Here is a 13,564-nt window from a genome sequence, read left to right as displayed (position 1 = left end):
CGCCGCTGCCTCCCGTACCGGCGGGCTGGCGACCGCCGGTACGGGAGGCAGCGGCGGACACGGGGGCAACGGCGGGTTGAGCGGGCAGATCGGCAACGGCGGAGCGGGCGGCGCGGGCGGCAACGGAACGTCCGCCACCGCTGCACAGCACGCTGGCGGAACCGGCGGTGCCGGGGGTTACGGCGGTGACGCGAAGCTGTCCGGCAACGGCGGCGCGGGCGGCGCCGGCGGGTTCGCCGGCGATGGCAGCCAGTTCGGAGGAATCGGCGGCACCGGCGGCGGTGGCGGCAACGGCGGACACAGTGGACTGCTGGGCAACGGCGGCGCCGGCGGGATAGGCAGAGCCGGCGGCAAAGGCCTCATCGGCGGGACCGGCGGCGACGGCGGTGACGGTGGCGATTCCATCGGCTTCATCGGCGACGGCGGCAACGGGGGTGGCGGCGGCGCCGGCGGCGCGACCGTAGCGCCGGGTTCGGGTCAGGCCGGCCCCGACGGCAGGGGCGGCAACGGCGGCAGCAAAGGCTCGCTGTTCGGCACTCCCGGGACACACGGCTGAGCCCCTGCCCATCCGCCCCGCCCTGCGCTAGCGTGGGAGGAGCCCGGCGAGCTGGGCAAGCCCAATAAATCACGCGGGAGCGCAAACCCTCATGCGCTGAGAGGACGGCTGGGGCCGTCGACCGTACGAACCTGACCGGGTAATGCCGGCGTAGGGAGATAGAGATGACTGTCACCATCGAACCGTCCGTCACCACCGGCCCCATTGCGGGCAGCAGCAAGGTGTACCGCGAGCTGGACGGGATGCGCGTCCCCTTCCGGCGCGTGCACCTGTCCACCGGCGACCATTTCGACCTGTACGACACGTCCGGGCCCTATACCGACGCGGACGCCGTGATCGACCTGGCCGCCGGCCTCCCGGCCCGGCCGGGTGTGGTCCGTGACCGTGGCACCCAGTTGCAGCGGGCCCGCGCCGGGGAGATCACCGCGGAGATGGCGTTCATCGCCGCGCGCGAAGGCATGCCCGCCGAGCTGGTGCGTGACGAGGTCGCGATCGGCCGCGCCATCATTCCGGCCAACCACAACCACCCCGAGAGCGAGCCGATGATCATCGGCAAGGCGTTCGCGGTCAAGGTGAACGCCAACATCGGCAACTCGGCCGTCACATCCTCGATCGCCGAAGAGGTGGACAAGATGGTGTGGGCGACCCGCTGGGGCGCCGACACCATCATGGACCTGTCCACCGGCAAGAACATCCACGAGACCCGCGAGTGGATCCTGCGCAACTCCCCCGTACCGGTTGGCACCGTGCCCATCTATCAGGCGCTGGAGAAGGTCAACGGCGACCCCACCGAATTGACCTGGGAGCTGTACCGGGACACCGTGATCGAGCAGTGCGAGCAGGGTGTGGACTACATGACCGTGCACGCCGGGGTGCTGCTGCGCTATGTCCCGCTGACCGCCAAGCGGGTCACCGGCATCGTGTCGCGGGGCGGCTCCATCATGGCCGCCTGGTGCCTGGCGCATCACCGGGAATCGTTCCTGTACACCAACTTCGAGGAACTCTGCGACATCCTGGCTCAGTACGACGTCACCTTCTCTCTGGGAGACGGATTGCGGCCGGGCTCGATCGCCGACGCCAATGACGCCGCGCAGTTCGCCGAGCTGCGCACCCTGGGCGAGTTGACCAAGATCGCGAAAGCCCATGGCGTGCAGGTGATGATCGAAGGACCCGGGCACGTCCCGATGCACAAGATCGTCGAGAACGTGCGGCTGGAAGAGGAGCTCTGCGAAGAGGCTCCGTTCTACACGCTCGGCCCGCTGGCCACCGACATCGCACCGGCCTATGACCACATCACCTCGGCGATCGGCGCGGCCATCATCGCCCAGGCCGGTACCGCGATGCTGTGCTACGTCACCCCCAAGGAGCACCTCGGCCTGCCCGACCGCAAGGACGTCAAGGACGGCGTCATCGCCTACAAGATCGCCGCGCACGCAGGCGACCTGGCCAAGGGCCACCCGCATGCACAGGACCGCGACAATGCGTTGTCGCAGGCGCGTTTCGAGTTCCGCTGGAACGACCAGTTCGCGCTGTCGCTGGACCCCGACACCGCACGGGAGTACCACGACGAGACGCTGCCGGCGGAGCCCGCCAAGACGGCGCACTTCTGCTCGATGTGCGGGCCGAAGTTCTGCTCGATGCGCATCACGCAAGATGTGCGGGATTTCGCCGCCAAACACGGCCTGGAGACCGAGGAAGACGTCGAGGCGATGCTGGCCAGCGGCATGGCCGAGAAGTCCCGTGAGTTCGCCGAGCACGGCAACCGGGTGTATCTCCCCCTTACCCAGTGAGTTTCCTGCCGCTTCCGGCGCCGGGAACGACGCCGCTGCGGGTGCTGACCATCGCCGGATCAGACTCCGGCGGTGGTGCCGGCATCCAGGCCGACATGCGCACCATCGCACTGCTCGGCGTCCATGCCTGCGTCGCGGTCACCGCCGTCACGGTGCAGAACACATTGGGCGTCAAGAGCTTTCACGAGATTCCAGACGACGTGGTGGCCGGGCAGATCGAAGCGGTGGTCACCGACATCGGCATCCAGGCCGCCAAGACCGGGATGCTGGCGTCCGCGTCCATCATCGAGGCGGTGTCACGCACCTGGCGCGGGCTCGACCTGACTGTGCCGCTGGTCGTCGACCCCGTGTGCGCGTCCATGCACGGGGACCCGCTGCTCGCCGCTTCGGCACTGGATTCGCTTCGTAGCCAACTGTTTCCGATGGCGACCCTGGTGACACCCAATCTGGACGAAGTGAAACTACTGGTCGGAATCGATGTCGTCGACACCGACACCCAACGCGCCGCCGCCAAAGCGCTGCACGCTCTGGGCCCGCGCTGGGCGCTGGTCAAAGGCGGACACCTGCGCTCGTCGCAGCGCAGCAGCGACCTGCTCTACGACGGCGAGGAATTCTACGAGTTCGACGCCGAGCGACTGCCGACCGGCAACGACCACGGTGGCGGCGACACCCTGGCTGCGGCCACGGCGTGTGCGCTGGCCCACGGATATCAGATGCCCGATGCGGTCGCTTTCGGAAAGCTCTGGGTTACCGAATGCCTGCGCGCCGCCTATCCACTGGGTGGAGGGCACGGCCCGGTGTCCCCGTTGTTCCGGCTCGGCTCATGAACCTCGACGACATCGCCGGCATCGCGCACGAACCGGTGGGCACACCCCAGGGCGTCGCGGTGCTGACACACGGCGCCGGAGGTAACCGCGATTCCGCTCTGCTGCAACGCATTTGCGACGAGTGGGCACGCCGGGGCTGGCTGGCGGTGCGCTACAACCTGCCCTACCGGCGACGACGGCCCAAGGGCCCACCGTCGGGCTCCGCCATCGCCGACCAGGCGGGTGTCGTCGAAGCGATCGAGTTGTGCCGCACGCTGGCGGACGGACCACTGATCGCCGGGGGGCATTCCTACGGCGGCCGGCAGACCTCGATGGTGGTGGCCGCCCTGGAGGTGCCCGTGGACGAGTTGACGCTCTTCTCCTACCCGCTCCATCCGCCGGGCAAGCCGGAGCGCCCGCGCACCGAGCACCTGCCCCGCATCACCGTGCCGACGGTCTTCACCCACGGCACCTCGGACCCGTTCGGCACCATCAGCGAATTGCGCGACGCCGCGGCGCTGATCGCCGCACCCACCGAGATCGTCGAAATCACCGGCGCGCGGCACGATCTGGGCTCGAAGACTCTCGACGTCCCCGCCCTGGCCGTCGACGCGGCGCTGCGCCTGCTGCCGCCGGCGGCCCGAAAAGCCTGACCCGCCTGACCCGGAGCCGGGAGATCAGCCCGGGTAGCGGGAGTAGCACCCGTCCATCTCGCCGCCCACCCCAGAGCGGAACGCGGCGATACGGGTGAATCCGGCGGGGACGCTGATGCCGTCGGCGTCACTGGCGACCATGTGGTTGGTCAGGAGTCCCGCGACGGCTTCATCGAGGTCACCAGCCGTCAGCACCAGGGAGTTGCCGGAGGGCAACTCGATGTTCTCGGCCATCTTGCGGTGCGCGACGCCGGTGAGGCATGCCGTGCGCAGCGCGGTCCACGGGCTCTGCATCGCCAGCCCACGCTCGTGCTGCACCGCGAGCGCGTACCGCGACATGACGATCGACAGCGCAGTGTCGTCACCCTGCGGCAGGCTGTGTTCCTTCTCGCCGGCGACCTTGCCCATGGTCGCCAGTGCGGGCAGGTCCACGTTGATCGTGTTGGTGGCCGGGCAGTAGGACGCCGGCGGACTGGGCTTGGCATCCGAGCAGCCGCCCGCCTTGAGGACCAGTGTGGGCGGGCTCTTCGGCGAGAAGATCTTGCCCATCAACTCCATCAGCGTCTTCAGCGTGTCTTCGGTGATCTGCACTTCGCCGGTCTCCGGGTCCCCGCCGGTGTCGACCCGCAGTGTGGTCGGTAGATCGCCGCGCCGCTGCTCCACCTCGGCCTTGTTGATCCCCGCGCACGCGGAGGTGCCGGTGATGAAGCCCATCTGGAAGGCGCTGACCCGGTCGAGAGCCGAACCGTGCTCGTCGTCGTTCTGGGAGTCGGCGTCCATCACCGGGTCGCGCGTGGTGATGATGCCGGCCAGCACGTGGTCGAGTCCGTCCGCGGTGCTGATGTTGAAGCGCGGCGACTTACCGGCGGCCACGTTGTACATGTACACCCCGGCGAAACAGTCGGCCTGCTGCTCACGCACGATGGTGGGGTCTTTGCGGGTGACCAGCTTGGCCATGGTCTGCAGGGCGTGCCCGAATTCGTGAGCCAGCACGCCGTTCACCGACATGTCGCCGAAGTATTTCTGCGCGACTGCCATGAAAACGCCACGATCCCAGGCGATCATGTTGCACCGGGAGGTGTAGAAGGCGTTGACCAGATCGTAGGTCTCGTTGTGGCAGACGATCGGGCTGTTCGGGTCGTTGGAGTCATACGACACCAACTTGTCGACGGGTTTAAACGAGCCCTGCAAGGGTGCGATGTAGTTGTTCTTCCAGAATTCCTCGATGTCGTTGACCGACAGCAGTGACAACTTGTCGATGGGCCCGTTGTTGGTGTTGAGCACGGTCCCCGTCGGCGCCGGCCCGTTCGGCTTGACTCCGCTGGGCCCGTCGGTGGCCGGCAGCCCACCCACCCGGAACGGATCGTTGAGTACCGACACGGCGCGTCCGTTGACCATGGTGGTACAGCCCGCCACCACCAACACCGCAGCCAGACCAGCCGTCAGGGCGCGTGAGGACGCGACCACCCTGCGCGAGCGCAACTTCATTCGATCAACCCCGTCCCGAGCCTGCACCAAAGGAAACTCATTCTAAATGGGCCACACCCGATAATGAGCACTTTGTGCGGCGGGTGCCCCCAGGCGGCTGCGCGGGGCGAAAACGCTTGCTGCCCAATCAGGGTGCCATTCTCAGGAAACCCGTGTCCGATGGCGTTTGTCGTGCGGTGTGACGCCGTTGACGCCGCCGATCGACTCCGCGTAGGTGCCTACCGCGAACGCGACCCCGGACCCCATCACCGCCAGCGCGTCGCGGTTGACCGCATCGACGGTGTCGCGGGCGCCCTGATAGTTCGGATCGAAGGCGGCTCCTGGTTGTCCGCCCCAGAGCCGGGCCTGCACAGTCGTTTTCGTCTGGGACGCGCCGGTGTTCATGCCGCCCACCGGCACGCCGGCGACCAGGAACGGGTGGTAGTCGGTCCGGGTGTTCAACGGCATGTCGGCCGGCCGCTTGCCGGCCAGGTTCAGATAGCCGGCCAGGGTGCGCTCGATGCCGGCCGACCCCTCCGGAATGTCCGATGCCGCCACGCCTGGTCCGGCCGGGCCGGACTGGTCCCCGTCGTCGGTGAAGAAGCCCGGGTTGGGGGATCCGAGCATGTCGAAGTTGAGGTAGAGGGCGATGTCGTTGAGCGCGTTGTTGTCCAGACCGAACACGTAGTCCATGGAGCCGTCGAGCCCGTTCTCCGCGGCGCCCCAGAAGGCGAAGCGGACCGCGTTGGACACCGGCGGCAGCGGACCCAGCTGCAGAGCGGTCTCGAGCACCGCCGCGACTCCGGAACCCGCATTGTTGATGCCCGGGCTGTCAGCCGGGCTGTCCAGATGGGTGCCGACCATCACCACTTCACCGGCCGACCCGGTTTTCGTCTGCGCCACCACGTTTCGCGAGCTGACCTTGACGTTCTCGGCGTCCAGCACCAGCCGCACCGACGCGGTGGACCCCTTCAGCGCGGCCGCCCCATTGGCCCCCACCACCGCGACCGGCACCGTCAGCTGGTTGTAGTAGCCGGGGTTGAACAGGGTCGGCGGCGCGCCCTGACCGCTGGGCTGGCTGGTCACGATCACCGCCGCGGCGCCCCTGCCGACCGCGGCGTTCTGTTTGTCGACCACCGAGCAGCGACTGTCGTCGACCACGGCGATCGCCCCTCTGGCCACCGCGGCCGGATAGTCCCCCGCAGCGCAGCCGGCGGCTTGGGCGGGCCGTATCACCTGGCCGGTCAAGCCACCGGGCGGCGTTCGCACCAGCAGCGAAGCCTGGTCCACCGGGAAGCTACGGCCGCCGACCGTCAGGGTGGGCTTGCCCTCGGACACGTTCCGCATCCGCTCGAACTGCGGCGTCGAAACGTCGAACCCCTTGCCGCGCAGGGCTTTCACCACGTAGTCGACACTGGCGTCATAACCCGGGGTGCCGGTCGTCCGATTGCCCTTGTTGGCGTTGGCGATCTCCTGCAGCGCGCGCAGGTGCACGAACATACCGTCCGCGGTCACCTTCGCGGCCAGCGAACGGCCCGGGTCGGGTGCGGCGGACGGCTGCCGGGCCGGCGGGTGGGTCGCCGCGCAGGCCGCGATCAGCAGCGTCAGCAGCAATACGGCGAGCGGCCGCGTCATGGCTTGGCGAGCACGTGCCGGACGCGGTCCTCCATGACCGGAACACCGTTGCGCCCGCCGAGATCCTGGGCGTAGAGCGCTACCGCGTAGGCGACACCGCCACCCTGGATGCCCAGCGACGTCCGGTCGATGTGCTCCAGATTGTCGCCCTTCTGGTGATAGTTGGGGTCGAATGGCTCGTCTGCCTTACCGCCCCACAGCTTGGCCTGGTCCTGGGACATCTTGACCTCGGCGCCGGAGAACAGCCCGCCCGACGGGATGCCCGCCAGCGTGAATCCGTCGTAGTCGGAGCGACCGTCGAAAGAGGTGTCCTGGGCTGTCTTTCCGGCCTGCTTCAGGTAGGCGACCAAGGTCCGCTCGATGCCGGCCGACCCCTCGGGCACCACCGGCTGGCCACGCGCGTCCATCGGCAGCGACTGGTCACCGTCGTAGGTGAAGTAACCGGGATTCGGCGATGCCAGCATGTCGAAGTTCAGATACAGCGCGATGTTCTTGAGGCCCTCGGCGTCCAGCGATTCGACGTAGTTGCGCGAACCGATCAGGCCGAGCTCCTCGGCGCCCCAGAAAGCGAACCGAACCGCGTTGTGCACCTGTGGTGAATTCCCGAGTTGCACAGCGGATTCCAGGATCGCCGCCACTCCGGAACCGTTGTCGTTGATGCCAGGGCCTTCGGGCACGCTGTCCAGATGCGCACCGGCCATCACCACGTCGGTCGGCGATCCGGTCTTGGTCTGCGCGATGACGTTGCGGGCCTTGAAACTCTGGGTGTTGGCGTTGAGTTTGATGGTCACCGGGCCGGATTTGGAGCGCAACTGGAACCCGACCGACCTGGTGACACTGACCACCGGAATCTTCACGTCGGTGTTTGCTCCGAGGGTGCCACCCATCGATTGCTCGTCGACGTTGTCGATGACGATCAGGGCCGCCGCGCCCCGCTGGGCGGCCGCGTCTTCCTTCTGGGCGAACTGGCAGCCGCCGCGATCCACCACGGCGACCGCGCCTTTGGCAGGCAGTTTGTCGTAGTCGCCGGGCGAGCATCCGGGGTTCTCGCCGCTGGGTGCGAACAGCAGCGGTCCGGTCGTTCCCTCGGCCGGGGTGGGCAGGCTGTATTCGAGTGCGCGGGCATCGGCGGTCAGGTCGCCGGCTGACACCGAACCCTTCTCGGAGTGGAACACCCGGGCCGAGAACTCAGGAGTCTGCACGTCAAAACCGCTCTTACGCAACGTCTCGACGACATAGTCGACGCTGGCTTCGTAGCCGGGAGTACCCACGGCGCGCGTGCCGTTGTTGGTGTTGGCGATGTCCTGCAGCTTGGTCAGGTGCGCCATCATCGCGTCGGTGGTGACCTTGCTGCGGATCGTGTTCGCGAACTCGCCCGCCGCCTGGCCGCCGCCACTGGACCCGGCCTGGTTGGCCCCGCGCCCGCAGCCCACCCCCAGGAAAGCGACGATCGCGCTGAGAGCCAGCACCACCGGAACCGTCTTCAATTTGTGCACCATTGCGCCCACGTTAGACCAGATGCGAAGGCGGCACTTTCAGACGTACAGCATCAGACGTACAACGCGCTGAACGGAGCAAAGGGCAGATTTCGCACCACAAACCAGACCACCACCAGTGACAGAGTCACCATGGCGGCCCAGCGATTGTGCTGCCAGCCCCGGACCCGCCGGCCGGCCACCCGGCCATACGTCCAGGCCAGGTAGGCCCAGACCAGGAGCCCGACTGCCACCAGACCGAGCGCGTTAAATCTGGCGGCCGCCAACAGATCACCGTGCATCAAGCTGTACAGCATTCGCATGCTGCCGCAGCCGGGACAGTCGATACCCAGTAATGCCTTGGTGGGGCAGGTCGGCAACGGGCCGTTCGGGGTCGTCGGGTCACCCAGCCAAATGCCGGTACACGCCACAGTAGAAGCTGCGGCCACGAGCACTGGGGCGCTCAATCGCGCACCCAGTTTCGCGGGCACCGACCCTTGGCGGGTCACCATCGGATCAGCCCAGGCTCAGGGCATCGACCATCATCATCGCCGCCGAGCTGGTGTCGGTGTTCATCGCGCCCAGCGCGATGATGACGCCGTAGATGACGGCGCCGACCACGCCGGCGATGACGGAATACTTCACGAATTTCTTGGCACTGTCGGCAGCGGCCTGCGCCTCGGCGTACTGGCCCTGCGCCCACAAACCACTGACCTGCGTGGACTTGACGATCGCCACGATCCCGAGCGGAAGACAGCAGAACAGCGTCGCCAGGATCGACCAGACCAGGTAGTTGTCCGGCTGCTGACCTGCCGGCGGCTGCTGCGGCGGGTAACCGGGAGGGGGTGGTTGAGTCATGGATTCTCCAGATCGAAAGAGTTAGCTGGCGTGAAGCGAGGCTTACCATACCGGAGAGCAGTCTCGACGGCATCACCAATCTGAAATTGCTTGCCGGGCACCTCCACCGCTTGCGCGGCTATCTGGGCACCCCCACCCGACGGGCACCCCGGACAAGCGCTAAATCCTCTGATACACAACGTGTTTCGGAGCATTACGGTCCTGGAATCGATGCCCAGACAGACAGTTGCCAGCGGAATGTGTTGGACCGCTCCGGAGTAGCCCTACGATGCCTATTGGCATGAAAGCCCTGTTCTACGGGGAGTTTGAGAAATACACTCACCGATATCAACGCGGCCGCATATGTCGGTCCGCCGATTAAGGAGCCAGGAGTTGTCTCACCTCAACACGGTGCTGCGAGCCGCAACCGCGGTAGCGCTCATGGGCGGCTTTGCCCACCTGGGCACCGCCACGGCGAACGCCGACCCCAATGACACGCTCGCCGCTTCGCTGTCCAAGGGCTACTCGTCGAGCAACTGCACCCCCAAAGAGCCTCCCGCGGGAGTGGCGGCCGCGATCAACTGCGGACAGAACGCGGACGCGAACGGACCCGTCAAAGCGACCTATCTGCTGTACAACAACACCGGCGACCTCAACGGCGGATTCACCGCCAGCATCAAGGATGAGAGCCTCACCGCATGCGGCGACAGCGGCCAGTCGCCGACCACGTGGCACACCGGCAGTGCCGGTGCCACCGCGGGACAGGTCGCCTGCGGTACCTACCAGGGCGCCGCGGAGGTCATCTGGACCACCGAGGCCAAGAATGTGCTGAGCTACATCCGCGGATCCACCACCGACGTCCAGGCGCTCTACCAATGGTGGCGCACGAACGGCTGATTTTGTTCGGCCGCAGGGACTTCCAGTGTGCCTGCGGAGCACTTCCCACAACCAACAACCAAACAACTAAGGAGCTGAAAATGACCTACCTCAGGAACGCGGTGCGTGGCATCACGACCGCGGCGCTCGTCGGTGGCTTCGCCTGCGCCGGCGTGGCTACCGCATCCGCAGACCCCACCGACGCGTTCGCCGGCTCGCTGTCGAAGGGTTACTCCTCGAGCAACTGCGGCTCACAGGCGGTTTCCGAGGTGCAGTCCGCTTTCCCGACGGTGCAGGCGGTACTGGCCTGCGGCCAGAACGCCGACAGCAGCGGACCGGCCTCGGCGAAGTACTTCCAGTTCCCCAACAGCGCGGACCTGGCCAGCGCGTTCACCAAACTCATTGGTAGCGACCAGCTTACAAACTGCGGGGACGCCAAGTCACCGACCGTCTGGCACCAGGGCAGCTCCACCGACTCCGCCGGACAGGTGGCCTGCGGGACCGATGACGGCAAGGCCGAGGTCATCTGGACCGTCGACGCCAAGAATGTGCTGGCTTTCGTCCGGGCATCCGGTGGCGACACCTCCTCGCTCTACCAGTGGTGGCGCACCAACGGCTGAGCCCCGCTACAACCGGCTCACGATCAGGTCAGCGACCGCTTGCATCCCGGCCTCATTGGGATGCAACGGAGCCGGACGACCAGGTAGCGGCACAACGACTTTCACGGTCCAAGGGTGCCGAGACCACGCATGATGATCGCGGCTGGCCGCCGCGGCCGACACGACTTCACAGTCCGTCGCCGCGGCGGCCTTTGCCGTTAATTGCTCGAGGGTGGCGGCCACCTGCCGGCCCAGGTCGGCGTGCTCGTCGGACAGCGGCGGCGCCGGTTCGCCTGACGGCGGCAACAGCGTCAGATAGTCGACGAACAGCACCCGGGCGCTCGGCGCACGCCGGCGAATCGACCTGCCCACCTCGCACAGCGAGTCGAACACCCGGCTCAGCGCGTGCTCGCGCGCGTCGCGGTCCAGCAGCTCACCGATTCGGCCCCCGATCAGCGGCAGCCGCCGCGTGATGGGTGGCAGTGAGGCCGCCATCAGCAACGGAACGTAGCCGACGTCATTGCCGCCGATGGTGACCGTGACCAGCGCCTCCGAACCGTCCAGCGCCGTGAGCTGCGGCGGTGCACCGTTCTGCCGTTCGGTCAGCACGTGGGCGGTGGTGGCCCCGGAGTAGGTGACGTCGACCAGCTCGAGCCCGGCACGCTCGGCGACCAGATGCGGATAGTTGCGTGCCGACCGGCCCGACCGAAACGGCGCGCCCTCGGCACGCGGTTTGATCCCGGGGCCGGATGCCATCGAACTACCCAGCGCGACATATCTTTTCATCTGGAAGGGCTCGATGCCTGCGCCCAGAAGCGTTTCGGGATCCGGCCGGCGCGACGCGCCAGGAACCCGGCGTTGACGCCGGCGGCCATCGCCGCGGCCATGGCCGGCGGGTCGGCGGCGCGGGTCACCGCGGTAGCCAACAGCACTGCGTCGCAACCCAATTCCATCGCCAGCGCCGCATCGCTGGCCGTTCCGATGCCCGCATCGAGCACCACGGGAACACCCGCCCGGGCGACGATCATCTCGATGTTGTGCGGGTTGGTGATGCCCAGACCCGTGCCGATCGGTGACCCCAGCGGCATCACCGCCGCGCAACCAGTGTCCTCCAGCCGCCGGGCCAGCGCCGGGTCGTCATTGGTGTAGGGCAGTACCACGAATCCGTCGTCGACCAATTGCTCGGCCGCTCTGACCAATTCGATCGCATCGGGCAGCAGTGTGCGCTCGTCCGCGATCACCTCGAGCTTGACCCAGTTGGTGTCCAGCGCCTCGCGGGCAAGCTGCGCGGTCAGCACGGCCTCGGCGGCGCTGCGGCAGCCGGCGGTGTTGGGCAGCGGTGTGATGCCGAGCCGGTTGAGCAGATCGAGCAGTCCGGTGCCACCCTCGGCGTCGACCCGGCGAATCGCCACGGTGGTCAGCTCAGTTCCGGAGGCGACCAGCGCCTCCTCCAATACCGACAGGCTCGTGGCACCGCCGGTACCCATGATGAGCCGGGACGCGAAGCTGCGATCCGCGATCGTCAGTTTATGGTCAGCCACCCTGCACCGCCGTCACCACCTCTAGTCGCGCACCGTCGAAAAGTTTTGTGGCCCAATCCGAACGGGGCAGCACCGCGTCGCCCATCGCGACGGCGACACCGCGCTCGGGGAAGCCGAGCGAAGCCAGCAGCGCGGCCACCGTGGTCGGTTCGTCGACCTCGAGCCGTTGCTCATTGACCATCACGATCATGACTGGGCTCCCACCGGAACAAGTTCTGAGACAACCCTTTCGGCGGTCCAGGGCGCCAGCAGAAAGCCCGACCGGCCGTGACCGGCGGCCACCACGGTCCGCTCGTCGAGTCGTCGCACAATGGGCAGGTTATCGGGCGTCATCGGGCGCAGGCCAGCGGCACATTCGGCGAATTCGTACTCGCCGAGCGCCGGCATCACCGCACACGCATCCTCGAGCAGGTCACGTATCCCCGACACCACCGGCGCGGTATCCCTGCCGTGCTCGTACTGGGTGGCTCCCACCACCACCCCGTCGGCCCGCGGCACCAGATACACCTGGCGTCCGTGCACGCGGGCCCGAACCACCCTGCCCAGCAACGGCATACAGCCTTTGCGCCAGCGCAGCCGCAGTACCTCGCCCTTCACCGGTCGCACCGGCAGGCCGGGCCACAACGCGGGCGCGTCGATCCCGTTCGCGATCACCGCCGTGTCACCGTCGGCGGCGCTGAGATCGGTGACCGGCGCCGCCCAGCGCACGCCGAGCCGCTCACAGTCCCGGGCCAGCGCGTCGACGACGCCGCGGTTGTCCACCGCCAGCTCGGTGGGCGCCCGGAAACCGTGCCGGATGCCTTGTGCCAGTAGCGGTTCGACGTCGCGGGCGTTCGACTCCCAGACCACCGGGTGGCCCTGCCGGGACAACCAGTCGGCGACGGTGCGCAGGTCGGCGACATCGGCCCGGTCGACGGCCACCACCAGGGACTCGCGTGCGGTCACCACCGCCGGGTCCAGCCCGTCCAGGAACCCCTCGCGCCACAGCCGCAGCGACTCCAGACCCAGCCGCAGCAGGCGTTCCTCACCCGGCCAGCCTTCGCTGTGCGGAGCGAGCATGCCGCCGGCGACCCACGAGGCTCCCCGGTCCTGAGTGCGGTGCACCGTCACCGACAACCCGGCCTGCGCCGCGCGGCGCGCCACCGACAGCCCGATGACGCCGCCACCGATCACGGCGACCGAACCCGACATCCTGTGCTCCCTTCGCCGGCATGACCCGGATCAGGTGTGACGGTAAGGACAGGTCCAAGTTGCTGGCAGTGCCCACTCTCAGCCCCGCTGGTGGCCCGGGACTCCCGTGTGTTCTTCAGCCTCCACGCTAGCGCGCTA

General features: G+C 67.6%; 14 protein-coding genes, 1 pseudogene and 2 riboswitches. Of the genes and pseudogenes, 6 read left to right on the top strand and 9 right to left on the bottom strand.

The genetic code is table 11. The features are described from left to right. From AO501_RS38445 to AO501_RS25835, 4 genes and pseudogenes are all read left to right on the top strand, one after another. A pseudogene (locus AO501_RS38445) lies at positions 1 to 556 on the top strand (PE family protein); the annotation flags it as partial. 63 nt (positions 557 to 619) lie between these two features. Then, positions 620 to 730, top strand: a riboswitch (TPP riboswitch). After that, complete coding sequence (thiC, locus tag AO501_RS25845) at positions 721 to 2,346, top strand: phosphomethylpyrimidine synthase ThiC (protein ID WP_055580433.1); 1,626 nt, start codon at positions 721 to 723, stop codon at positions 2,344 to 2,346. It overlaps the preceding riboswitch by 10 nt. Next, entirely contained in the window at positions 2,343 to 3,173 is an 831-nt protein-coding gene (gene thiD, locus AO501_RS25840; RefSeq protein WP_055580432.1) for a bifunctional hydroxymethylpyrimidine kinase/phosphomethylpyrimidine kinase, read from the top strand. The genes thiC and thiD overlap by 4 nt, the downstream gene beginning before the upstream one ends. Continuing rightward, entirely contained in the window at positions 3,170 to 3,805 is a 636-nt protein-coding gene (locus AO501_RS25835; protein WP_055580431.1) for an alpha/beta family hydrolase, read from the top strand. The genes thiD and AO501_RS25835 overlap by 4 nt, the downstream gene beginning before the upstream one ends. A gap of 24 nt (positions 3,806 to 3,829) precedes the next feature. Here AO501_RS25835 and AO501_RS25830 read toward each other — a convergent pair whose 3' ends face one another. The 5 genes from AO501_RS25830 to AO501_RS25810 form a co-directional block, all read right to left on the bottom strand. Then, the gene (locus tag AO501_RS25830) at positions 3,830 to 5,293 is read right to left on the bottom strand and encodes a hypothetical protein (protein ID WP_055580430.1); all 1,464 of its coding nucleotides are present in this window, start codon (positions 5,291 to 5,293) and stop codon (positions 3,830 to 3,832) included. 141 nt (positions 5,294 to 5,434) lie between these two features. Continuing rightward, positions 5,435 to 6,907, bottom strand: a complete 1,473-nt coding sequence (locus AO501_RS25825) for a M28 family peptidase (RefSeq protein WP_055580429.1) — start codon at positions 6,905 to 6,907, stop codon at positions 5,435 to 5,437. Further along, positions 6,904 to 8,406, bottom strand: a complete 1,503-nt coding sequence (locus AO501_RS25820; RefSeq protein WP_055580428.1) for a M28 family metallopeptidase — start codon at positions 8,404 to 8,406, stop codon at positions 6,904 to 6,906. Before AO501_RS25820 ends, AO501_RS25825 begins: the two co-directional genes overlap by 4 nt. Positions 8,407 to 8,456: 50 nt before the next feature. Beyond that, positions 8,457 to 8,894 carry a DUF2752 domain-containing protein gene (locus AO501_RS25815; protein ID WP_055580427.1) on the bottom strand — a complete coding sequence of 146 codons (438 nt, stop codon included), beginning with the start codon at positions 8,892 to 8,894 and terminating at the stop codon, positions 8,457 to 8,459. A 4-nt stretch (positions 8,895 to 8,898) separates the two neighbouring features. Next, the gene (locus tag AO501_RS25810; RefSeq protein ID WP_055580426.1) at positions 8,899 to 9,240 is read right to left on the bottom strand and encodes a CD225/dispanin family protein; all 342 of its coding nucleotides are present in this window, start codon (positions 9,238 to 9,240) and stop codon (positions 8,899 to 8,901) included. Positions 9,241 to 9,612: 372 nt separating this feature from the next. Between AO501_RS25810 and AO501_RS25805 the strand changes: the two genes are divergently transcribed. Both AO501_RS25805 and AO501_RS25800 read left to right on the top strand, forming a co-directional pair. After that, a complete protein-coding gene (locus tag AO501_RS25805) occupies positions 9,613 to 10,116 on the top strand; it encodes a hypothetical protein (RefSeq protein WP_055580425.1) in 504 nt (167 codons plus the stop codon). Between the two features lie 80 nt (positions 10,117 to 10,196). Continuing rightward, complete coding sequence (locus AO501_RS25800; protein ID WP_063892921.1) at positions 10,197 to 10,715, top strand: hypothetical protein; 519 nt, start codon at positions 10,197 to 10,199, stop codon at positions 10,713 to 10,715. Between the two features lie 6 nt (positions 10,716 to 10,721). On the opposite strand, the gene AO501_RS25795 is transcribed toward AO501_RS25800, so the two are convergent. The 4 genes from AO501_RS25795 to thiO all read right to left on the bottom strand — a co-directional run bounded on the left by AO501_RS25795 (position 10,722) and on the right by thiO (position 13,426). Continuing rightward, positions 10,722 to 11,480 carry an SGNH/GDSL hydrolase family protein gene (locus tag AO501_RS25795; RefSeq protein ID WP_055580423.1) on the bottom strand — a complete coding sequence of 253 codons (759 nt, stop codon included), beginning with the start codon at positions 11,478 to 11,480 and terminating at the stop codon, positions 10,722 to 10,724. Then, on the bottom strand, positions 11,477 to 12,235 hold the full coding sequence (locus AO501_RS25790; RefSeq protein WP_055580422.1) for a thiazole synthase: 759 nt from the start codon (positions 12,233 to 12,235) through the stop codon (positions 11,477 to 11,479). The genes AO501_RS25795 and AO501_RS25790 overlap by 4 nt, the downstream gene beginning before the upstream one ends. Beyond that, on the bottom strand, positions 12,228 to 12,425 hold the full coding sequence (gene thiS / locus AO501_RS25785; protein WP_055580421.1) for a sulfur carrier protein ThiS: 198 nt from the start codon (positions 12,423 to 12,425) through the stop codon (positions 12,228 to 12,230). Before thiS ends, AO501_RS25790 begins: the two co-directional genes overlap by 8 nt. Next, on the bottom strand, positions 12,422 to 13,426 hold the full coding sequence (gene thiO / locus AO501_RS25780) for a glycine oxidase ThiO (RefSeq protein WP_055580420.1): 1,005 nt from the start codon (positions 13,424 to 13,426) through the stop codon (positions 12,422 to 12,424). Before thiO ends, thiS begins: the two co-directional genes overlap by 4 nt. After that, positions 13,417 to 13,544: riboswitch (TPP riboswitch) on the bottom strand. It overlaps the preceding gene by 10 nt. Between the last annotated feature and the right edge of the window lie 20 nt (positions 13,545 to 13,564).

Source organism: Mycobacterium gordonae, assembly GCF_001417955.2.
GTDB lineage: Bacteria > Actinomycetota > Actinomycetes > Mycobacteriales > Mycobacteriaceae > Mycobacterium > Mycobacterium gordonae_B.
The sequence above is the reverse complement of the archived record's forward strand: the minus strand, read 5'-3'. Positions and strand labels throughout refer to the sequence as shown.